Source organism: Nocardia sp. NPDC004711, from assembly GCF_053601595.1.
The window spans coordinates 35200-55910 of record NZ_JBSGCB010000056.1; the positions used below are offsets into that span (position 1 = coordinate 35200).

General features: G+C 67.8%; 24 protein-coding genes. 9 read left to right on the forward strand and 15 right to left on the reverse strand.

The genetic code is table 11. From position 1 onward, the window contains the following. Positions 1-79: 79 nt before the first annotated feature. Positions 80-808, reverse strand: coding sequence for a VIT1/CCC1 transporter family protein (locus tag ACWEKS_RS39030; RefSeq protein WP_452344756.1), 729 nt, complete (start codon positions 806-808; stop codon positions 80-82). Between the two features lie 236 nt (positions 809-1044). Between ACWEKS_RS39030 and ACWEKS_RS39035 the strand changes: the two genes are divergently transcribed. After that, entirely contained in the window at positions 1045-1365 is a 321-nt protein-coding gene (locus ACWEKS_RS39035) for a hypothetical protein (RefSeq protein ID WP_452344757.1), read from the forward strand. 474 nt (positions 1366-1839) lie between these two features. Here the strand turns inward: ACWEKS_RS39035 and ACWEKS_RS39040 are convergent, their stop codons facing one another. From ACWEKS_RS39040 to ACWEKS_RS39070, 7 genes are all read right to left on the reverse strand, one after another. Continuing rightward, complete coding sequence (locus ACWEKS_RS39040) at positions 1840-2667, reverse strand: alpha/beta fold hydrolase (protein ID WP_452344758.1); 828 nt, start codon at positions 2665-2667, stop codon at positions 1840-1842. Between the two features lie 98 nt (positions 2668-2765). Continuing rightward, the gene (locus tag ACWEKS_RS39045) at positions 2766-3317 is read right to left on the reverse strand and encodes a carboxymuconolactone decarboxylase family protein (RefSeq protein ID WP_452344759.1); all 552 of its coding nucleotides are present in this window, start codon (positions 3315-3317) and stop codon (positions 2766-2768) included. 130 nt (positions 3318-3447) lie between these two features. Continuing rightward, complete coding sequence (locus ACWEKS_RS39050) at positions 3448-3930, reverse strand: NUDIX domain-containing protein (protein ID WP_452344760.1); 483 nt, start codon at positions 3928-3930, stop codon at positions 3448-3450. 74 nt (positions 3931-4004) lie between these two features. Further along, entirely contained in the window at positions 4005-4967 is a 963-nt protein-coding gene (locus ACWEKS_RS39055; protein WP_452344761.1) for an ABC transporter substrate-binding protein, read from the reverse strand. Positions 4968-5031: 64 nt separating this feature from the next. Next, on the reverse strand, positions 5032-5790 hold the full coding sequence (locus ACWEKS_RS39060; protein ID WP_452344762.1) for an ABC transporter ATP-binding protein: 759 nt from the start codon (positions 5788-5790) through the stop codon (positions 5032-5034). Positions 5791-5792: 2 nt separating this feature from the next. Further along, a complete protein-coding gene (locus tag ACWEKS_RS39065; protein WP_452344763.1) occupies positions 5793-6656 on the reverse strand; it encodes an ABC transporter permease in 864 nt (287 codons plus the stop codon). Next, complete coding sequence (locus ACWEKS_RS39070) at positions 6653-7960, reverse strand: arylsulfotransferase family protein (protein ID WP_452344764.1); 1308 nt, start codon at positions 7958-7960, stop codon at positions 6653-6655. Before ACWEKS_RS39070 ends, ACWEKS_RS39065 begins: the two co-directional genes overlap by 4 nt. Positions 7961-8114: 154 nt before the next feature. On the opposite strand from ACWEKS_RS39070, the gene ACWEKS_RS39075 reads away from it, so the two are divergent. The 4 genes from ACWEKS_RS39075 to ACWEKS_RS39090 all read left to right on the forward strand — a co-directional run bounded on the left by ACWEKS_RS39075 (position 8115) and on the right by ACWEKS_RS39090 (position 10953). Continuing rightward, positions 8115-9170, forward strand: coding sequence for a LacI family DNA-binding transcriptional regulator (locus ACWEKS_RS39075; RefSeq protein WP_452344765.1), 1056 nt, complete (start codon positions 8115-8117; stop codon positions 9168-9170). A 149-nt stretch (positions 9171-9319) separates the two neighbouring features. Then, positions 9320-10168, forward strand: coding sequence for an alpha/beta fold hydrolase (locus tag ACWEKS_RS39080; RefSeq protein WP_452344766.1), 849 nt, complete (start codon positions 9320-9322; stop codon positions 10166-10168). Between the two features lie 9 nt (positions 10169-10177). Beyond that, positions 10178-10537 carry a VOC family protein gene (locus ACWEKS_RS39085; RefSeq protein ID WP_354832850.1) on the forward strand — a complete coding sequence of 120 codons (360 nt, stop codon included), beginning with the start codon at positions 10178-10180 and terminating at the stop codon, positions 10535-10537. A gap of 176 nt (positions 10538-10713) precedes the next feature. Then, positions 10714-10953: a hypothetical protein gene (locus ACWEKS_RS39090; protein WP_452344767.1), complete on the forward strand. Its 240-nt coding sequence runs from the start codon at positions 10714-10716 to the stop codon at positions 10951-10953. A 93-nt stretch (positions 10954-11046) separates the two neighbouring features. On the opposite strand, the gene ACWEKS_RS39095 is transcribed toward ACWEKS_RS39090, so the two are convergent. The 3 genes from ACWEKS_RS39095 to ACWEKS_RS39105 form a co-directional block, all read right to left on the reverse strand. After that, entirely contained in the window at positions 11047-11919 is an 873-nt protein-coding gene (locus ACWEKS_RS39095) for an NAD(P)-dependent oxidoreductase (RefSeq protein WP_452344768.1), read from the reverse strand. A gap of 214 nt (positions 11920-12133) precedes the next feature. Further along, positions 12134-12700 carry a DUF308 domain-containing protein gene (locus tag ACWEKS_RS39100; protein ID WP_452344769.1) on the reverse strand — a complete coding sequence of 189 codons (567 nt, stop codon included), beginning with the start codon at positions 12698-12700 and terminating at the stop codon, positions 12134-12136. 20 nt (positions 12701-12720) lie between these two features. Then, positions 12721-13890 (reverse strand): helix-turn-helix transcriptional regulator, encoded by a 1170-nt coding sequence (locus tag ACWEKS_RS39105; RefSeq protein WP_452344770.1) that lies wholly within the window; start codon positions 13888-13890, stop codon positions 12721-12723. A gap of 205 nt (positions 13891-14095) precedes the next feature. Between ACWEKS_RS39105 and ACWEKS_RS39110 the strand changes: the two genes are divergently transcribed. Next, positions 14096-14899 (forward strand): glycoside hydrolase family 25 protein, encoded by an 804-nt coding sequence (locus tag ACWEKS_RS39110; protein WP_452344771.1) that lies wholly within the window; start codon positions 14096-14098, stop codon positions 14897-14899. Between the two features lie 52 nt (positions 14900-14951). Here ACWEKS_RS39110 and ACWEKS_RS39115 read toward each other — a convergent pair whose 3' ends face one another. Together ACWEKS_RS39115 and ACWEKS_RS39120 are read right to left on the reverse strand one after the other, a co-directional pair. Further along, on the reverse strand, positions 14952-15605 hold the full coding sequence (locus ACWEKS_RS39115) for a maltokinase N-terminal cap-like domain-containing protein (RefSeq protein WP_452344772.1): 654 nt from the start codon (positions 15603-15605) through the stop codon (positions 14952-14954). 56 nt (positions 15606-15661) lie between these two features. Continuing rightward, on the reverse strand, positions 15662-16810 hold the full coding sequence (locus tag ACWEKS_RS39120) for an epoxide hydrolase family protein (RefSeq protein ID WP_452344773.1): 1149 nt from the start codon (positions 16808-16810) through the stop codon (positions 15662-15664). 137 nt (positions 16811-16947) lie between these two features. Between ACWEKS_RS39120 and ACWEKS_RS39125 the strand changes: the two genes are divergently transcribed. Continuing rightward, a complete protein-coding gene (locus ACWEKS_RS39125; protein WP_452344774.1) occupies positions 16948-18276 on the forward strand; it encodes a cytochrome P450 in 1329 nt (442 codons plus the stop codon). A 10-nt stretch (positions 18277-18286) separates the two neighbouring features. On the opposite strand, the gene ACWEKS_RS39130 is transcribed toward ACWEKS_RS39125, so the two are convergent. Both ACWEKS_RS39130 and ACWEKS_RS39135 read right to left on the reverse strand, forming a co-directional pair. Further along, positions 18287-18901 (reverse strand): DUF4232 domain-containing protein, encoded by a 615-nt coding sequence (locus tag ACWEKS_RS39130; RefSeq protein ID WP_452344775.1) that lies wholly within the window; start codon positions 18899-18901, stop codon positions 18287-18289. A gap of 106 nt (positions 18902-19007) precedes the next feature. Then, a complete protein-coding gene (locus ACWEKS_RS39135; protein ID WP_452344776.1) occupies positions 19008-19430 on the reverse strand; it encodes a MerR family transcriptional regulator in 423 nt (140 codons plus the stop codon). A gap of 47 nt (positions 19431-19477) precedes the next feature. Here ACWEKS_RS39135 and ACWEKS_RS39140 point away from each other — a divergent pair, with 47 nt between their 5' ends. Beyond that, on the forward strand, positions 19478-20434 hold the full coding sequence (locus ACWEKS_RS39140; RefSeq protein WP_452344777.1) for an MBL fold metallo-hydrolase: 957 nt from the start codon (positions 19478-19480) through the stop codon (positions 20432-20434). 4 nt (positions 20435-20438) lie between these two features. Further along, positions 20439-20669 carry a hypothetical protein gene (locus ACWEKS_RS39145; RefSeq protein WP_452344778.1) on the forward strand — a complete coding sequence of 77 codons (231 nt, stop codon included), beginning with the start codon at positions 20439-20441 and terminating at the stop codon, positions 20667-20669. Positions 20670-20711: the final 42 nt, after the last annotated feature.

Genomic DNA, 20711 nt, shown 5'->3' on the forward strand with positions numbered 1-20711 from the left:
ACCGCCGATCGCAATCTCGAAGCGGCGACTCTCGCCCACGTCGATCGCATGAGACCTGGTTGGCCGCAGCGATTCCCGATCAGATCGCGATGCCGACCAGGTGTCCGATCGCATAGGTGGTGATCATGGCGAGCGCGCCGCCGGCCAGTACACGCACGGTCGCCCGCGCCACCGGCGCCTGGCCGAGCCGGGCGCCCACGGCCCCGGTCAAGGCCAGTGCGGCGAGCACCGCGCCCATGGTGAGTGGTACCCGGATCGTCTGGGGCGTCAGGATTGCCAGCAGGGGCAGTAGTGCGCCCAGTGTGAACGACAGCGCCGAGGACAGCGCGGCGTGCAGCGGGTTGGTCAGTTCGTCCGGGTCGATGCCGAGCTCGGCCTCCGCGTGCGCGGTGAACGCGTCCCGGGCCGTGAGTTCTTCCGCCACAGCCTGAGCCGTGGCCGGCGAGAGGCCCTTCGCCCGATAGATGGCTGCGAGCTCCGCCAGTTCGGCCTCGGGCTGCTCGGCCAATTCGCGTCGCTCGGTTTCCAGTAGCGCGCGCTCGCTGTCGCGCTGGGTGCTCACCGAGACATACTCGCCCAAGGCCATCGAGACCGCGCCGGCCGCGAGTCCGGCCACGCCCGCGGTCATGATCGCGGTGCTGTTGCTGGTGGCCGCCGCCACACCGACCACAATGCCTGCCACGGAGACGATTCCATCGTTGGCTCCCAATACACCGGCGCGCAGCCAATTCAGGCGCGTCGCCAATCCCACCGCATGCGGTTCGGTCGGTTGCGCGACCGCCACCGACCCGTCGAAATCGTCCCTCACGAGGGGAACGGTAATGCTTCAGAGGGTTTCCCGCCAGCAAAGAGAGGCTCACCGAAATTAGGTAACGCATTGCATACCAAGCATTTTCGGTGGTATTCGCGGTGGCGCCGGCGCGGACACTCCGATCGCGACACGTTTGCGAGGAGCAGTTTCTCGGCCGATCACCCTATGTTCGGCACTGGTTAGCCGTAGCGTTGACACCGGCGCCAGGCGGATCAGTTCAAGAGAGCGGCGAGATGCGGCCACAACCATCAGCGATCGGCTTCCTCCGGCACGATGTGTCGGGGGCACAGAAACAGTGGGACGAGGCTCAGATCCAGCATCTGGCTCGCCGGCTCGGCTACGACCTGTGCAAGACCCTGGTCTTCGGCCCCGAGACCGATCGCCCGTTCGTGCGCGTCCGCACCCTGATCTCCCGCCTCGAGGCCGATGCGGTGATCGTCCCCAGCCTCGCGCATTTCGGCGGCCTGATACCCGACGATATCGTGCAGGTCGCCGACATCGTCACGGTGAATCCCGAAAACACCTACGCGCGCTGGGCAATTCGTCCCGACTGAATCCGGTCAGGAAGTCGGAGCGCATTGTGTCGAGCCCCCGTTCACCTCACCCGGGAGCCATGATTCCCCGGTCGTGCCGCCATTGTCGGAACAATGCACCGTGTAGTTGTCCGAACGCCTCGAGATATCGAAAGCGCCGGTAATCAATCCCATGGCAGGCGCTCCGCCTCCCGCGGACACGCAATTCCCGGTCCCGAGCCCGTGCCCGTCCATCGTGACCTGCACGTCATCACACACGTAGAGCTGCCGATCGGCGTGAGCCGCCGGCGAGACCGCCACGGCGGCCGTGAATATCGCGAGCCCCACCACCCCGAATCCCACGCCCCGAACCATTCGAATCCTCATAGTCCACACCTCCGCGCCCTCGGATCAGTGTGTTCTCAGCCTAATCCTCACGTTTACCGACGACCATGCATTGCCGCAGGCAAAACCCGGGTGGCGCTGCCGCCCATGCATGGTCGTCGACGAATTCGGTCAGTTGTGCTGCAGGATTTCGCGCAGGCGCTCGGCGAAGGCGTCGGGCTGTTCCATGAAACCGCCGTGCCCGCCGGGGAAGAGGGTCGGTTCGATACCGAGCTCGCTGCCCAGGGCCCGGGAGGTGCGATCGCAGAACTTGTCAGCGGATTCGTCGCCGATGCCGATGATGATCTTCGTCGGGGTGGCACGGAGAGCATCGAGGGAGGGCTGCCAGCCGGAGGTGGTGTGCAGCTCGTGGCGGTAGAAGAAGTCGTCGGAGGCGATCGACTGCGGGTCCCGCTCGCCGCCGAACATCTCCTGCAGCACTTCCTCGGGCATGAACAGGCCGGTCATGGCGAAGAATTTGCGGACCGCGCCGAGCACATCGCCGGTCTCGTAGACGGCCCGGACCTCGTCGGTCCGAGCACGCAGCTCGTCGCGATCGGAGAGCAGTTCGCGCAGCGGCGGCTCGTGTGCAATGAGGGTCGGCACGAGATCGGGCCGGGCGATGGCCAGCGCCAGACCGGTGATCGCGCCACCGCTGGACCCGAGCACGGTGGCCGGGCCCTGGCCGACATGGGTGAGCACGCGCGCGAGGTCGTCGGCGCGCAGTTCCGGCGTCGAGTCCTTGTCGGTGTCGTTGACCGGGCTGCGGCCGTGGCCCCGCGGGTCGCTGCAGAGCACGGTGTAGTCGGAGGCGAGCAGTTCGGCCAGCGCGCCGAACGGTCCGGAATCCATCGGCGCGCCGATCAGGGCGATCAGTGGGCCGCTGCCGCGGACTTCGTAGTAGAGGGTGCCGTCCGGCACGGCGACGGTTCCGGAGGTGACGGGTGCGGTCGAGGTCATGGTTGCTCCAAGTGGTCAGTACATGGACACCGGTTATGACGGTACGACCGCGCCGAATTCATTGCTGCGCGAATGGAAGAGGTGTGACCCTGAAGATGTCAGCCGGCCTGGCGGGGTTCGGGCAGCGCACAGGTCATGCCCTCGGCCATCCCGGCCGGGCGCACGCCGAGTGCCTGGTTGACGCGGGCGCGCTGGTTCTCCCACGCGATGGCCGCGGCCAGTTCGGCGAGCTGGGCCTTGCTCAGGTGGGTCAGCAGCTGGGCGCGAATCTCACTCAGATCGAGTGAGGTCGGGGTGAGAGTCATGGCCTCGGCGTAGGAGAGGACGAGTTTCTCCAGATCGCTGTACGCGTCGCTGTCCCGATACTTCGGCAGCTCGGTGACCTGGGCTTCGGTGAGTCCGCCGTAGTGGGCCAGCGTCGAACCGATGTCGAGGCAGAACTGGCAGTTCACCAGGGCGGCGGCCTTGAGCTCGGCCAGGTCCTTCAGATGCGGGTCAACCCGGTTGGAGAACAACAGCATCGCCTCCTGGATCACGGTGCCGACCAGCAGCTGCGGCCGCCGGATGAGCCAGCCGACGAGATCCGTCCGATTACGGCGAGCCCGCCGCATCGCCTTGACGTAGTTCAGGATTCGGGTGATTACTCGCATGCGCTCCACTCCCCTTCGCGTTCGCGGATGCTCCCTTGAAGACATCCTAAGCCGAAAACGACGAGACGTAGTAGATATTGCCTCATGACCGGGCGAGCACTCCGGGGGCTGGCCGCGCTCGGATCGAACGTCAACCGATCTCGAAGCCATCCTCCAGATAGAGCGTGATCCCCGCGGTTCTGGCCCGGTGCGCTCCCGCCACGCGCCGGGCCAGCACCGCGGGCAGCAGCCGTGTCGCCGTCTCGGTGTCACACCACGCCCAGCTCCGAAGTTCGTCCGCCGGAAGGGTTATCGCGTCGATCTGCTCGGCGGCCAGCAGCCCACCGTCGTACACCATCATCACCCCGTCATCGGGATACAGACCGGCAGGCACCCAGTCGACCGCCAGCAGCCGCCCGATCGGCACACTCAGCCCCAGCTCCTCGCGGATCTCCCGCACAGCCGCACGGTAGGGCGATTCGCCGGCCTCGACGACCCCGCCGGGCACCTCCCAGTACGGCTTGTAGGTCGGTTCGACCAGCAGCACCCGATCCTGCTCGTCGACGAACAGCGCACCCGCACCCATGCGCTTGCGAGGCAGTCCGGCGACATAGTCGTTCAGTTCAGAACCCATGCGGCACAACAGTAACCGGTACTTCCCCGCCTCGGTCGAGCTTGACCGCGCGGGCTGCGGACTGGCGGAACGAGTCAGTTCCCGTGGCTCACGAAGGTGGTGTCGAGAAGCGTCCGGTAGTCGGGTAGCGGGGTCGATCGGTCGACCGACCCCTGTTCTTTCGCCCAGGTCGCGAGCGCGCCGAGAGTATCGGCGATGTCCGGTCGCAGCTGCACGGCATAGTCGAACTCCGGGAGGATCTTCCGGATGAGTTCCGGGGACAACTGGGTGGCGGTGGAGACCGCGGACACGGCGGCGTCGGATCGCGCGGTCAGCTGCGCTCCGGCGTCGTTCAGCGCGGCGAAGAAGGCGGTCAACGCCGCTGATTTCGCCGAGATCGCGGTATCGCTCGCGAGGTACAGGCTGTGCTGGTTGTAGCTCCCACCGGTGAGCTGGACCGCGTCGTCGCCCAGCGCCTCGGCCACCTGGGCCTGGTAGGGCTGGAAGATCGAGACGGCGTCGACATTGTGCTGCGTGGCGGCGGTGACCGTCGCGGACGGCGCGACCTGAACGAGATTCGCCGAAATCTTGTTGTGCGAGAGCACATCCGAGGCGAAGTAGGCCGCACTGGTGCCCAGCGGGGTGCCGATCGAATGCCCGGCGAGGTTGTCGAGGGAGGTGATGCCGGCGCTACGCCGGGCCACGATGCGGGAACCCTGCCACCGGGATCCGTCGCCCACGATGCGCAGTGCGGGCGAGCGGGTCAAGGTGGCCGCGGCCGGAACATCGGCGGCGGTGGCGATGTCGAGCTGGTGGGCCGCGAGCGCCTGCAACGCCTCCACTCCGGTCGAGAAGTTGACGACCTTGACCTTCACGTCGTGGTTCGCGAAGTACCCGGACTGTTGGGCCACCGGGATCTGGGCCCACGACGGGTCGACCACGAATCCCACGGTGAGCGTCTTCGGGCCGGAATTGTCGGCTGTGCCGCAGGCGGTGAGCGGCCCGAGCAGAGCGAGGAGTGCGACGGCGGCCGTCAGCGGGCGGATGAGTTTCTTCACGGCTGATCTTCTTTTCGTAATTCACGGATTGGGCTGAATCGCTTGGCCGGCAACAGGTGCCGGTCTACGCCGTCACGCTCTCGACACCGAGTTCGTGGTGGAGGATGCGCCGCAGCTCGCTGTAGCCGGGCTGGTCGGCGAGGGCGTCGGCGGGGCGGGGTCGTGGGAGCGGATTGGGGATCCGGTTGGTGATCCGGCCGCCGCCGAGCACACTGATGGTGTCGGACAACCGAATCGCCTCGTCCACGTCGTGGGTGACGAAGACGACGGTGCGGCGCAGCCGATTCCACAGGTCGATGAGCAGGTCCTGCATCTTCAGCCGAGTGAGCGCGTCGAGTGCGGCGAAGGGCTCGTCCATCAGCATGATGTCGGGTTCACCGGCGAGCATGCGCGCGATCCCGACACGCTGGCGCATTCCGCCGGAGAGCTGCGTGGGTCGTTTGCCGCGTACCTCACCGGACAGTCCGACCAGGCCGATCAGCTCGTCGATCCGGCTGCGGCGCAGCCGGGCCGGAACCCCGTGTGCCCGTAGGGCGAAGTCGATATTGCCCGCGACACTCAGCCACGGAAACAACACGTCACGCTGGAAGGCGACGCCGCGGCGCGGATCGGGCGCGAGCACCGGTGCGCCGTTGTCGGTCACCGTGCCTGACGTCGGGGTGATGAGCCCGGCGAGGCAGTGCAGCAGCGTCGATTTCCCGCTTCCGGATGCCCCCACCAGGACAGTGAACGAACCGTCCGGCACGGTCAGATCGATCCCGTGGAGCGTGGGGTGCGCGGCGTTCGGGAAGTGCACCGTCAGGTCTCGGGTGGCGATGGCCATGGTCAGTTCACCTCCCGCGCCCAGCGCTGGATCGGCGCGGTGATCGCGGCGATGAGCAGATCGCAGACCGCGCCGAGCACACCGAGCACCAGCAGGCAGAAGATCAGCCGGTCGGCCTGTGAGAACAGCTGTGCCTGATAGATGCGATAGCCGATCCCGGCGGTGGTGCCGGTCATCTCGGAGACCACGATCAGCACGAATGCCATTGCGGCGCCGACCCGTACGCCGGCCACCACATCGGGCACCGCCTCCGGGACGATGACCCGCATCAGCGTCTGCCAGCGCCCCGCGCCCAGGCAGCGGGCGGCCTGCAGATAGTCGGCCGGGGTGCCCGCGAATCCGGAATGACTGCTGATCCAGACCGGAACGACGACGCCGAGCGCGATGACCAGAATCTTGCTGTTCTCGCCGATGCCGAACCACAGAATCGCGAGCGGCACCATACCGATGGTCGGGACCGGTGCGAGCAAACGGAGCACCGGCTGCAGGAGCCCATGCCCGGTTCGGGTGTTCGCGGTGACAATCGCCGCGACGACGCCCGTGACCGCACCGACGACCAGCCCGACCAGTGCCCGCCGCAGGCTCGCCGCGACATCCGAGATCAACAGGTCATCGGCCCACAGCGTATGTCCGGCGCGCAGAATCTGCGCCACGGTCGGAAACAGCTGGCGCGGAAAGATTCCGGTGGCCGCCACCACGGACCAGACGAGTGCGGCGAGACCGATACCGGCCACGGTGCCCCCGGCCTTCCTCCAGTGCGGTCCGAGGCGCGCGAACGGCCGAATTCTCCGCGGCCGTTCGTCGGCGGTGGTGCCGGCCAGCGGTGACCGAATGCTCACCGCAGCGGTTTGCAGACTCGATGTCATGGGATTCGTCCTCCTGAGTGTGCGACCGGAGCGCCCAGGGGTACCCAGTCGAACGGCACCGCCTGGGCTCGATAGACCAGCCGGGTGCGGCTGAGCCGATCCACGCCGGGCACCCGGGGTTCGTGGACCTCCGGCTCACCGGCGACGCCGTGACCTTCGTACGGCGACAGGTACTCCCACACCACCTGACCGTCCGGCGTCACCTGGAAGATGCGGCCGTTCATGCCCTCGGTGATGAGCGTGTTGCCGTTCGGCAAGCGCTGGGCATTGCTCACGAACGAGCTGAAGAATGTCCACGACGGCAGTCCCGAGTCCTCGGCGGTGTACTGCCAGACGATCTGCTCGGTCGACGGATCGATCTCGAGGACCCGCGATCCCGCGTAGATGCCGAGGGGTGCGGGCGGGAAGCCGGCGCCGCCCTGATTGTCGAAGACGAGGATATTGCCGGCGCCGGGCAGGCCGTCGGCGATGAGGTGGGGATTGTGCTGTCCGGAGATCTGATCGAGCGGCCGGGGCACCTTGTGCGCGTTGATCCGCTGATGTTGCGCCCCGGCCTCGGCGGTGAAGTACGGACCGAGTTTCCACACAATGGATTCGGTGGTCTTGTCGATCAGCGCGATCACGTTCGCCTTGCGGCTGCTGATCAGGATGTTGCCGGGTTGGAACACCGTGCCGGGGTCGGCTCGGTGCCAGCGGTTGGGGCCGAGTGTCTTGGCGCTGTTGATCTCCAGCACTCCCCAGGGATCGTCGGGGTCGCGAGCGACGGTCTCGCGCAGCGCATTCCACCCCGCCTCGGAGAACCCGAGCTCATCGAGGTGGTCGCCCGCACGCCATTTCCACACGATCGACCCGTCGGGGGCGATCTCGTACAGCCCCTGGTCGCCGACCACGGCGGGACCCAACTGCGGGACGACCCGCGGAATCGTGACCAGCAGCAATCGGTTTCCGTTGTCGAGCAGCTCCCAGTCATGGTTCTGGCGCGCCGCGCCCCCGGGGGCCTGCGCACCCCATTCCCAGACCTGCTCGCCGTCCCAGTTCAATTGCCCCACAGTGCCGTTGGCGTAGATGCCGCCACGCGGGTCGCCACTGAGCGACAGCTGTACACCGAGGTCGCCGAGTCGCCCGCCGGTCAGTGCGGGGTCGAGAATGCGGGGCGGCACACCGGCGTAGGGCCACTGGTGGCACACCACGCCGTGCATGTCGATGAGACGGGTGATCGAGTCCGCGCCACTGAACAGGAGGTAGCTGTCATGTGCTGAATCCGGTTCGTAATGGGTCACGCCCGTGAGTCGTACGAAGGCCATGTATTCACTCCATCAGTCGGCTGTTAAGCGATCAGGTCGTGGATGTTACGAATCTAATCGATTTGCGTGGAACGTTGCGCGTGCGCAGACTGTAAGAATCAGAACGATTTCAAGCATGGCCGCCCGGCCCGCGAGCGACGAGAGTAGGACGAACGTGACTGCCAAACGCACGACCCTCGCCGATGTGGCCCGGCGGGCGGGCACCTCCACCGCGGTCGTCAGCTACGTGCTCAACGACGGGCCGCGCCCGGTTTCCGACGCCTTGCGCGCCCGTGTCGTCGCGGCTCTGGACGAACTCAACTACCGGCCCGACCGTGCGGCCCGGGCGCTGCGCCGGCCACGACGCTGGCGGCACCTCGGCCTGCTCGTCCCCGATGTGCGGCTGCCCCTGTTCGGCACCCTGGTGGGCCGCATCGAGATCGAGGCGCGGGAGCGCGACCATCTGACCCTGATCGGTAACACCGGATACGACCCCGAACGCGAGATCGAATTCGCCGCCGCGTTCGCGGATTCCGGCATCGAGGGCTTGATCGTGGTCGGCGGCGCGAATGGCCGCGCCACGGCCGAGCTGTGCCGGCAGGCCCGCATTCCCATCGTCTGGGTCCACAACAATCGGGACCACATCGACACCGCCGTCGTCGGCGCCGACCACGTGGACGCGGGCCGGCTCGCCGCCCGTCATCTCGCACAGACTCATCACCGCGAAAACATCGTCTTCGTCGGCGGATTCACCCCGGACGAGGTCGCACACGGAGACCGCGAGACGGTGGCCCAACGTTACGAGGGCTACCTGTCCGTCGTGGGATCGGCTGCGGCAGAGCGGATTCCCACCGATCTCACTCCGGAGGGCGCCTATCGTGCGGTGCGCCGATACCTGGCCGAGCGCCCCGCCCCGGACGGGATGGTGATCGGAACCTACGCTCAGGCCGCCGCGACGGTACGGGCGGTCGCCGACACCGGCCTGCGCATACCACAGGACGTCGCCCTGGTCGGCTACGACGCCGACACCGCGAATGCCTATGCCCCACTGATGCTCACCACCGTGCAACAGCCGATCGGCGACATCGCGCGCACGGCCCTGTCCCGCGTGCTCGATGCCGCCGGCAATCCACAGTCCGCCAACGCCCCTGCGGCGCCGATCGCGGTCCAGCTCAGCATCGGTGAGACCTGCGGCTGCACCCCGGACCGGACCATCTCCCAGCTCGACTGATCCGCGCTCCATCGAACCGAGCCGGAATCTCGTTTGGCGAACCCTCCGAACCTATGTACATTAGGTTTTACCCTTATATACCTAGGCTGGGTGCTGTTCCGCCGACTGCGGTTGCCATGCAGTCCGAATTCGAAAGAGGAACTACCGCAATGAGATCCGAGATGTTGCGCGTACCCGGCGCGTCCCTCTACTACGAGGTGCGCGGCAGGGGGCCGCTGGTGTTGTTCCTGCCCGGCGGCGGGGGTGACGCGGCCTCGGTCGATCCGATCGCCGAGGTGCTCGAGGATCGGTTCACGGTGGTGTCGCTGGATCCGCGCGGGTATTCGCGCAGCGTGCTGGACGGGCCGCAGCAGACACAGCTGGTCGAGGTGCAGAGCGATGACGCGTTCCGGCTGCTCGACCATCTCACCGAGGAGCCCGCGTTCGTCGTCGGCGGCAGTGCGGGTGCGATCGTCGGCCTGGATCTACTGGCCCGGCATCCGGATCGGGTGCGCCTCCTGGTGGCGCACGAACCGCCGTGCTTCGCGGTGCTTCCCGATGCCGCCGAACAGCGCGCCATGATCGAGGAGGTCTACACGCTGTTCCGCACCGGGGGCCCGGCCGCGGCGGGTGCGCGCTTCCTGGCCGGGATCGGCAATGCGATGAAGCCGTCTCCCGTGCCGGCCGAGCTACCGCCGCGCGCTGCCGAAATGTGGGCGCGGCTGGCGGCCAACGGTCCGCTCATGCTGGAGTACGAACTACGAGAATTCACCTCGTACCTGCCCGATTACGAGGCGCTGTCCCCGGTGGCCGACCGGGTGGTCCTGGCAGTCGGGCGCGAGACGCGGGGTTGCCTGCCGTACCGCCCCGCCGTGGAGATCGCCCGCCGGATCGGCCGCGAGGTCACCGAATTCCCCGGCGCCCACAATGGAATGCGCACCGAAGCACCCGAATTCGCCGCACAACTGGCCGACACCATGACCGCTCGCCTACGGGCCGAAAGCGCCGCCCGCTGTTAGCGTCAGCGCATGATCACCGGCGCACACACCATCCTGTATGCCGAGGACGCCGAGGCGGCGCGGGCCTTCTTCCGTGATGTCCTCGGCCTGGCCCACGTCGACGCCCACGACGGATGGCTGATCTTCAAGTCACCGCCCGCCGAACTCGCGGTCCATCCCGCGGCCGCCCCGGACAGCGGCCGCGCCGAGCTGTACCTCATGTGCGACGACCTGGCCGCCGCCATGGACGACCTGCACGCGAAGGGCGTCGAATTCACCTCGGAGGTCACCAATGCGGGCTGGGGCATGCTCACCATGCTGAAGGTGCCCGGCGCCGGCGAGATCGGGCTGTATCAGCCCCGCCACGCCACCGCCTACGATCTGCCCTGATTACCGCCTATCGAATGCTTTGCACCCGTTCGCTTTTCGTGACAGCCTGAACCGACAGCCGGTACCCGGCCCGGACCCGAAGGGCGGGAGATGATTCTGGTGACGGGCGCGACCGGCAATGTCGGCTCCGAACTCGTGCAGGCGCTGGCAGCGGGCGCTTCGCCATTCTTGGCGACGTGCTCGGCTGGGACCTGGAATGCGTCGGCCTGAGCGACGAGGACGCCCGCGCCGACATGCTGAAATCCACGCCCGTCGAATACGTGGACGCGTTCTTCGACTTCTACGTCGCCGGCGCGATCGACGAGTCCATCGTGCGGCCCACCGTCGAGCAGGTCAGCGGCCGTGCACCGCGAACCTTCCGGCAGTGGGCCACAATTCACACCGGAGCCTTCCGCCAGGCGGGCACGGACACATAGGTGGCCGCGTGCAACAGCCATTCGATCGTCAGGATCGCCTCACGGGAACAGCATGTGCCGAGCGACCGGCCGCAGCGGTGGCGGATCGAGGTTTCAGTCACGCAGCAGGTCGATGAGTTTGGTTTCGGAGAGGTCGCCGTGCCCGGCGTCGATCAGGCGCTGGAAGATCTGCTCGGCGGTGTGGCCGAGGGCGGCGGGGGTGCCGACCGCATCGGCCAGTTCCACGCCGATCCGGGTGTCCTTCAGTCGGAGCGCGGCCGTGAAGGCGATATCGCGGTCGTGAACGCCGGCCGTCATCTCCTGGCACATGCGGATGACGGTGGGGCTGGCCGCCCCACCCCGCGACAGGGTGTCGGTGACGACGGCCAGATCGAGTCCGGCGAGTTCGGCGGTGCGCAGCGCTTCGGCGGTGGCGGCGATCTGAATGGAGCCCAGCAGATTCTGGATGAGTTTGTAGCTCGTGCCCGCCCCGACCGCGCCGAAATGCACGATGTCGGTGCACAGCGGCGCCAGCAGCGGCCGCGCCGCGTCGAGATGCGCAACGTCCGCGCCGACGAACAGCGTCAGCCGCCCTGCCGCCGCCGCATCCGGCAGCCCGGTCACCGGTGAGTCGAGATAACGAAGACCTTGTGCTGCGGCATGTTTCGCCAGCTCCAGCACCCACGGCCGGGAGATGGTGGAAAACTCCACCGCGAACGCGCCGGGCGCATACTCCCCCGCCAGCGCGCCATCCGCGCCCAGCCATGCCGCCCGCGAGGCGTCATCGTCGGCCACCATGGCGAAAACGGCCTCGGCGCCACGCACCGCCTCCCGAGGGGTCGCCGCGAATGCCGCTCCCGCCCCGACGAGTTCGTCCGCCTTCTCCGGCGTCCGATTGAACACCGTCACCTCGTGCCCGGCAGCCACCAGCCGCCCCGCCATCCCCGCACCCATACGCCCGACACCCAGAAACGCAATCCTCGCCACCCGCCGAACCCTACCGAGCCCGGAGGTATCCGGATGAACGGATTCCGGCTTGCGCTCGGCACATTGGCCCAGATGCGAGATCGAACCAGTGGCCGACCTGCTCCCAGCGACGCCCCGGCTGCGATTCCGAACCTATCGGCAAATTTTGGGCAATTGACGAATTTCAGACTGGTCAGTTACGCGAGAGCGATCCGGTATTCGACCACGGCAATTGTCAGGCGGTTCCGACGACCCCGCGTTCCACCCGCACGCCGAGCAGGATTTCCGAGACACCCAGGGCAATGGTCAACAGGCCCACCACGATCGACAGCGATGTCAGCGACTCGAACCGGACCACCCCGACCATCACACCGGCGGCCAGCGTCAACAGCCCGACCACCTCCAGCCGGCCCGCCCCCGCGAACTGCTCCGACCACACGCCCACAATGGCCTGCACGATGCCCCGCACCACCCAGGCCATCCCAATCCACAAGGACAGCAACGCAACCCACTCACCGCTGGTGAACGCCCAGGCGGCCAGCACCAGCGCGATGATCGCGCTCACCACCTCCAGTACCTTCAACGCGGTGGCGATCCGCGCCCCGAACGCGACGACGAATTGCACCGCCGACGACGCCACCAGCGTGAGCCCGTACAGAATCCCCGCCACCGTCTGCGATTTGTCCGGCCACACCGCCATCACCAACCCCAGCACCACCGAGCAGCCGCCGGTCACGACCAGCGACTGCCAAGCCCAGTCGGCGAATACATCGGTTCGCCCCTCGATCCGATTGGCGGGCATCCATCAATGATATGACCGATTTACCCAGGTAACTGGACGTTTGCGTTCTCACCGGCACCGGCGCGTCGCCCGTCGGCGAATTGCCCGGCACCCGAGAGCACGCACGAGAGCAGGCGAACGAGCTCGGCCTGCCGGCAGGTGCCGGTCTTGGCGAACACCTGGCGCAGGTGGGTGCGCGCGGTATTGACCGAGATATAGAGCTCCTCGGCAACCGACGCCAGCCCACTGCCGCGCAGAACCTCGAAGGCGACCTGCGATTCGGCCCGGGTCAGTCCGTAGAGCTCGCGCAGGGTTTCGCGGCCGCCGGGCTCCTCACGTTCGGGATCGACGATCACCATCAGAGCCGCGCGGCGGGGTGACTCCTGCGAACTCGGGCAGAGCGGCAGGATCGACACGGTCAGCGGCAGCCGGTCGCGGTCGCGTGGAATGAGCAGGCGGGCCGCGGCATTCGACGGGCCGGTCTGCGCGGCCGCCCCCAGCAGGCGACGCAACCGACTCGACACCGCGGGGTCGTTCGATTCGAGGCGCGCCACGGCGCCCAGGCGCAGACCGTCGCCGGCCCGCAATATCGCCAGCGCCGCCGGGTTGGCGTAATCGACACGGCCGCAAGCGGATACCAGGGCCAGGCCGTGCCGGTGGCGGTCGAGCACGCTGAGCGCGAGATCCCGGTCGATGACGGCATCGGCCAGTCGCGCGGCGATGCCGAGGGCGTGGTCCAGGTGCGGCAGGAACAACCTCAGCACCCGTTCGGCCAGGACGCGGTCCAGGTTCCGGTCCGCGCGCGGATAGACGGCGATCCAGGAGCCCGGCGTCGCCAGCCGCGCGAACACGCCGACCCCGAGCTCGTGTGGCGCGGCCCAGCCGGTGCAGAACGGATGCCGGCGCCCGCCATCCGGTGGGATCAGCTCGCTACCGGTGAGCACCGTTGCGGTGAGCGCGGATTCGAGCACGGCCGCGAACGGATCGATGCGCCCGTAACGCTCGTTGTAGCTATCCCGCAGCCCCGCGGTGGTGCTCGCGATCATGTACCGCCGCCCGCCCTGTGCTGCGACGAGGCAGCCATGGTGGCCGCCGAGGCTGTCGGTGATGGCTCGCAGTGCGCGGGTCCACGCGCCGGGCTGCCCTGTTGCACGGTTGATCTCCGCGATCAGCTCGGAAAAGCGAGCGAGCGAGATGCCCGTCTCCCCCATGTCCATTGTCCCGCCCCCCATCAAGAACGATCACGTCCCGGCCGCCGAGCCCCGGTCGGAGGTGATACCAGTTTATCGGCCGAGCGCAGCGAGTTATCACAGGGAAATTCATCTGTTCGGGTGAGGAATCGGACGGGCGATCCCGCTTTACTCGGGTCACAGCAAACGGACGGGCACCGGATCGGCTGTCCAGAACGGACCCGATATGACTTCCGACGCAACGATTTTCGGCATCGACATCTCGAATTACCAGGGCGGACTCGACCTCACGGAGGTCTTCGCCGAGGGATTCGAGTTCGTCATCGCCAAGGTCAGCGAGGGCGACTACTACACCGACGACTCCTGGCCCGCGTTCCGCGACGCCACCCTGGCGGCCGGCAAGATCCTGGTCGGCTATCACTACGTGCGCGGCGATGTCGACGCCGACGCCCAGGCTGCGCTGTTCGTCGATCACCTCGGTGATCTCGGGATCCCGGCCATGCTCGACCACGAGCTGAACTCCGGCGACATCGGCGTGTTCGAGGCGGTGCGCACCGCTATCGAGAATCGTGGTGTGCGCGTCGCACTCTCGTACCTGCCGCACTGGTACTGGGAAGGCACGATGGGCTCACCCGACCTCAGCGGAATTCCGCCGCTGATGACCTCGAATTACGGCGACGGCCGCTCCGGCTACGCCTCGGCCATCTACCCCGGTGACGACGACATCGGCTGGCAGCCCTACGGCGGCGCCGAGGTCGCGGTGTTCCAATTCAGCGACAGCGGCTCGGTGGCCGGTCGCTCCCTGGACGTGGATGCCTTCCGTGGCAGCCCCGACCAATTCCGCGCCCTACTCACAGGAGACGACATGAGCTTCACCGACGACGACCGCCGCATGCTGCGGGACATCTGGACCCAGTTGCTCGGACAGGACGGCCACGGCTGGCCCCAGCTCGGGCAGAACCCCCAGGGCCAGAACCTCACTCCGGTCGACGCCCTCAGCGAGATCAAGGACGATCTCGAACATCACTGAGCCACGCCCGGGTCCGCCGGTGACGTACGGTGTGTCACCGGCCGGCCCGCGTCTACGGAGCGCTCAGGAACACGCCGCGTGACGAGGGTCCGTCCGCGGCCGACCACAGCGCGTCGACGTGGCTGCGGTCGCGCTCCAGCGCCGGTCCGGTGGTGAGACGGCGGTGGACACGGATCAGCTCCGCGCCCGCGTTGGTCGAGCGGTCGGAATCGAAGGCGATATCGGTGTGGGTATCGGTGTCGATGACCGTCGGACGGAATCCGGGTGCGGGCCAGAGAATGTCGCCGGGGACCACGTGCACGGTCAGGTCGGGGGTGTCGCTCGTGCTCTGGTCCTGGGCGGTGGCCTTGCCGGTCAGCAGCAGAGCGGCCTGCTCGATGAAGACCGGATCGTACGCGGCGTCGTAGAGCCAGCGCAGGCCCAGCACGCCGTGTTCGGACGTGCCGATCAGTGCGCGGTCGAGGTCCCCGGCCCGCGCACCGCGGTAGGTCATGGGGATCAGATACGCCACCGGCTCCGCGCCCGAGGCGTCGGTGACGACCATGAGCTCGATGCCGACCTCGCCGACCGGATCGTCGAGCCGGAAGCCGCCGGACTTGGACAGGACCGGCGACTCGGCACCGGAGTACCAGTGCCGGGTGGGCAGCCACCGCGCCAGCAGCTCCAGCTTGGTGGGCGCCATGGTCGTCCTGTGGATCTCGGCCATGCCGCCATCCTGCCAGAGATCGGCGGGATAGCGGCGGAACTTCTTGCGGCGGTGCGTTATTCGTTAGGTCCGTGCAACTTTCGGAAGAAGTCTCGCAGATCGGCGGTCAGCAGATCGGGGGCTTCCGTCGAGGCGAAGTGGCCGCCGCGATCGAATTCCGACCAGTGCACGATCGTGTTCCGGTGCTCGGCGACACCGCGAATACTGCTGCTGCCCGGGAAGACCGCGACACCGGTGGGAACGCCGGAATCGGCCGGTGCGGCACCCCATTGCCGGGATTCCTTGTAGAGCCGCATGGAGGAGCCTGCGGTATCGGTGAACCACAGTAGCGACAGAGCGGTGAGGAGCAGGTCGCGGTCGATCGCCGCATCGGGTGTCGGCTTCGCCGGATCCTTGTAGGTGTTGACCACATCCAGGACCCACGCCAGCATCCCGGCCGGCGAATCGGACATCGCCGGGGCGAGAGTCTGCGGGCGCGTGGAGTGCATGCCCGCATAGCCGGATGTCTCCAACCGGTTCCAGTCCTGGTACCGGGCAAGCTTCTCCCGGTCTCGGGCGCCGAGGTCGGCCGGGTCGATGTCCCCGGCCGGGATCGTGATCGGGTCGTTGAGGTGGATACCGGCCAGGTGCTGCGGCGCGATCCTGCCCATCTGTGGCGCGATGAAGGACCCGGCGTCACCACCGTGCGCCCCGTATCTTCCATAACCCAGCGCGGCCATGAGTTTCGTGATCAGTTCCGCGCTGCGCTCGGTCGAGGCGTCCCCCGGCCCGTGGGTGGGACCGGAGAAGCCGAAGCCCGGCAGGGTCGGGATGACCAGGTGGAAGGCGTCTGCGGGATTGCCGCCGTGGGCGCGCGGATCGGTGAGCGGGCCGATCATGCCGGTGAAGTCCGCGAAGGGCCAGCCGTGGACCAGCACCAGCGGCAGCGCGTGCGGCTCCGGCGAGCGGACGTGCACGAAATGCAGGCGCTGACCATCGATTTCGGTCAGGAACTGCGGGTGGCGATTGCGCTCGGCCTCGTGGATGCGCCAGTCGTAGCCGCTCCCCCAGTACTCGCAGAGCTCCCGCACGTAGGCCGTCGGAATGCCGTAGGTCCAGCCCACCCCGGGCAGGTCCGCGGGCCAGCGGGTGCGGGCCAGGCGGGTCCGCAGATCCTCGATGTCGGTGGCCGGGATGTCGATTCGGAAGGGCTCGAAAATCGTCATGCGTCCACGGTAGGAACCAACTAGGTCAGGTGCTGTCCTATACCGTCAGCGGATTCCCCTCGGGTTCGCCCGCGTTCTACGCTGTTGGACAAGCGTTTCAGCCGCAGCGAGGCGGCCAGGTGAAGGGATCAGGCATCGTGGGCACCGCTTTTCCACCCGGACCGCCGCTGCCACGCGCGGTGCAGACCGCCCTCTACGGCAAATGGCGCGGGACCCTGGTGCGCCGGTCCGCGCGCCGCTACGGCGACGTCTTCACGCTCCATCTGGTCGCGCCCTATGCCGAGAACCTGGTGGTGTTCTCGCGGCCAGAGCACATCCGCGAGATCTTCGCCGCCGACCCCGCGGATCTGCACGCCGGCGAGGGCAATCGACTGCTGGTGCACATCATGGGCGAACATTCGCTGTTGCTCACCGATGAGGACGAGCACGCGCGGGCGCGGCGGCTGCTCATGCCGGCGTTCGTCGGCTCGTCGCTGCGCGGATATCGCGGGCTGGTCGACACCATCGCCGCGACACATGTCGACCGGTGGGTGTCGGGGTCGACGGTGCTCACGCTCGACGCGATGAACGACCTGACACTCGATGTCATCATGCAGGTGGTGTTCGGCATGACCGACGAACGCCGCCGCGCCCAGCTGGCGCCGCGGCTGCGCCGGATCGTCAATATCGATCCGATCATCTTCTTCGGCTGGAAGTATCCGTTCCTGGAACGGCGCGGGCCGTGGAAACGCTTCCGCGACAACCAGAACGCCATCGACGAGCTGCTCTACAGCGAGATCGCGGAGCGGCGCGCGCATCCGGACCTGGAGGCGCGCACCGATGTGCTGTCGCGGCTGCTGGCGGTCGGCTCCGGCGAGAACTCCACCGACGTACCGCTGTCCGACGAGGAACTGCGCGACCAGTTGGTGACACTGCTGCTGGCCGGGCACGAGACCACCGCGTCGGCGCTGTCCTGGGCCTGCCACGAGCTGGCCGCCAACCCGGATGTTCAGGACCTGGCGCGCCGGGCGGCGCACGACGGGGACGAGAAGTACCTCGAGGCGGTGCTGAAGGAGGCCATGCGCCTGCACACCGTCATCAGCGGGACCGGACGGCGACTTACCCGCGACATGACACTCGGTGGATACGAACTGCCGAAGGGAACCGTGGTCGCGACCTCGATCCTGCTGGCACATCGGCGCACGGAAGCCTTCCCGGACGCCCTGACCTTCCGGCCCGAGCGGTTCCTGGACGGTTCGGTCGCCGCCAACACCTGGCTGCCGTTCGGCGGCGGGGTGCGGCGCTGCATCGGCGCGGGGTTCTCGCTCATGGAGGGCACGGCGGTACTGCGGGAAATCCTGACCCGCTACCAGCTTTCACTGCCCGACGGGGCGGGCAGCGAACCGTCGCGGATGCGCAACATCACCCACGTTCCGGCACACGGCGCGCGCGTGGTGGTCACCACCGACAACACGGTTCGGGTGTAGCTGCCGGGCCTCACCCGGTGACCGGGTGCACGTGCAGGGCACAGCTGTCGATAGTCGCTGTGACAGTGCGGGTGTCGGTCGAATCCGGCGGCGTGACCTGCAGATTCGCGTACAGCGGACAGTGATTGCCGGAGGCGTCGACGGCGATGCCCTCGACGACCGCGGCACCAGGACGGCCGGATTCCAGTGTCACGGTGGGCGGTTCGTCGCTGCCCTGCGGCAGACCGCCCATGTATCCGCGCGGGGTCCGATCGGCGTACAGCAGTGGGCCGCCCGCGCCGGTGTCGACGCCCGGATAGCCGGTGAGCGTGCAGAGGGCCGCGCCGGCGGCGAGGCTGAAAGTGAGTTTCACGCCCCGGTGCCCGGTGGCCGGGGACATGACATCGGCGGTCACGTCGACCTGGCCCGCGCCGCAGGCCGCCTGCCGCGCCGGGGCCGTGGTCTTTGCTTCCTGGGAACTCGGCGGGATGGCGGGAGCCGCGGTGCTCCCGCCCGCGACCGTGGCCCCGCCCGTGACGCCCGGCGGTGTCGCCGGTGGTGAGGTGGTGGACGCACTCGACGAACAGGCGGTCAGGCCGAGTGCGAGGACCCCCAGCGCGGCGAGAATCCCTGTGCGATAGCGCATTTCCCAACTCCTCCCGGTCCGGGAACCTTGGCGGGCGCCCCCCGCGTCCCCACACCTTGTATCGGTTCACGCCGCGCGACTGTGAGCGCTCACTCCACCGCCCAGCCTAGGGGCGGTCCGGGAACTCCGCGGCTCGCCGCGCGTGCGCCCGCGCTACGAACCCCGAGCAGTCGGGGCACTCGCTGATGATCGGATGGGTGCATTCGAGCAGGTGCTCGAGGAACCGGTCCGTCGCCTCCAGCAGTTCGATGCGCTCGCGCACCTCGGCGCGGCGGTCGGCGATGATGTCCCGACGGCCGTCATACCCGCTCACGCCGAGCTGCCGGATCTGCTCCAGTGACAGTCCGGTTCGCTGCAGCGTCTGGATCATGCGAGCGTAGTCGAGGATGTACTCGTTGTAGCTGCGGTGACCCGACGGGCTGCGCGGCGGCGCGAGCAGGCCGACCGACTCCCAGTGCCGCAGCACGTGCGTCTCCACACCGAGCGCCGCAGCGGCGTCACCGATTCTCATGTCCTGGGCTGTGGCCACGATTTACCCCTTTACTTCATGTCGACCTTAAGTATTAGCGTTCCAGCATGTCCGATCCAGTGCGCAAGTCCACCATCGTCCAATGCTGCACCGCGGCAGTGAGTTCCATTCACGGCGCGGTCCGGCCGCGGCCCATCGACCAGCGGTTCCTGCGGTCCATCACCGACGCCGGGCTGCCGGCGACGGAGCGCACCGTCACGGTCACGCCGCTGCCGCAGTTTCCGCGCTCGGCGCCGACCGCGGCGATCGTGGAGGGGGTGTTCACACCGCGACGCATCGCCAGCTCGCTGACCTCGTTCGTCGTCCAGCATCCCGACGCCACCTTCATCGTCGATCCGAGCTATTGCATCGATGCGGAGCACCGCGCCATCGCGCAGCTGCCCGCGGCCATTCGTCCCATCGTGCGCCCGCCCGTCGAGACAATCCCGACCATCACCGGCCTGCAGTCCGAGCCCACCCTGCCCGCGCTCGATTTCGCCCTGCCCACGCACGCGCATTGGGACCACGTCTGCGGACTCCTCGACTTCCCGGGGCTGCCGGTTCACCTCCACAGCACAGAGAAGGACTGGGTCATGACCGGGCCGGTCGCGCCGGTCGGCGGTGTGCGCGATGCACTGGTGGACCGCCCCACGGTCGAGTACGACCTCGACGGCCCGCCGGTGCTCACCTTCACCCGCAGCCGTGACCTGTTCGGCGACGGCAGCGTGGTCCTGGTGGATCTCGCGGGCCACACGCCCGGCAGCGTGGGCCTGCTCGCGCACACCGCGCGCGGGTGGATCTTGCTGGCGGGCGATGCCGCCTGGCATGCGTTGCAGATCGAGAAGGTGCGCCAGAAGTCCGGCTTCCCAGGCATTTTCGTCGACGAGAATCGCGACCTGACCTTCAAGACCCTGCACCGGCTGCACCTGGCGCAACAGCTCCTGCCGGTGATCCCCACCCATGATCACGATGCGGCACAGCAGCTCGTCACACCTCATGCGGAGGCCGCCGAACAGCTACCGTGAACGCATGGGGATCACCGTGCGCCCAGCGCAAATGTCCGACATTCCCGAATTGGCGCGCGTGCTCGGCATCGCGTTCTCCGACGATCCACTCATCACCTGGCTGATCCGGGACGATGCCACCCGGGCCCGCCGCGCCGCCGCCCTCTTCGCCGCCCAGGCCCGCCACCACTTCGTTCCCCTAGTACTGCAACTGCACTCAGGTGATTGGGTGGCCGCGCCGTCGGTAGTGCGATGACCGGGCTTGATGCTGGCGGCGTCGTCGCCAGCGTGACCATGC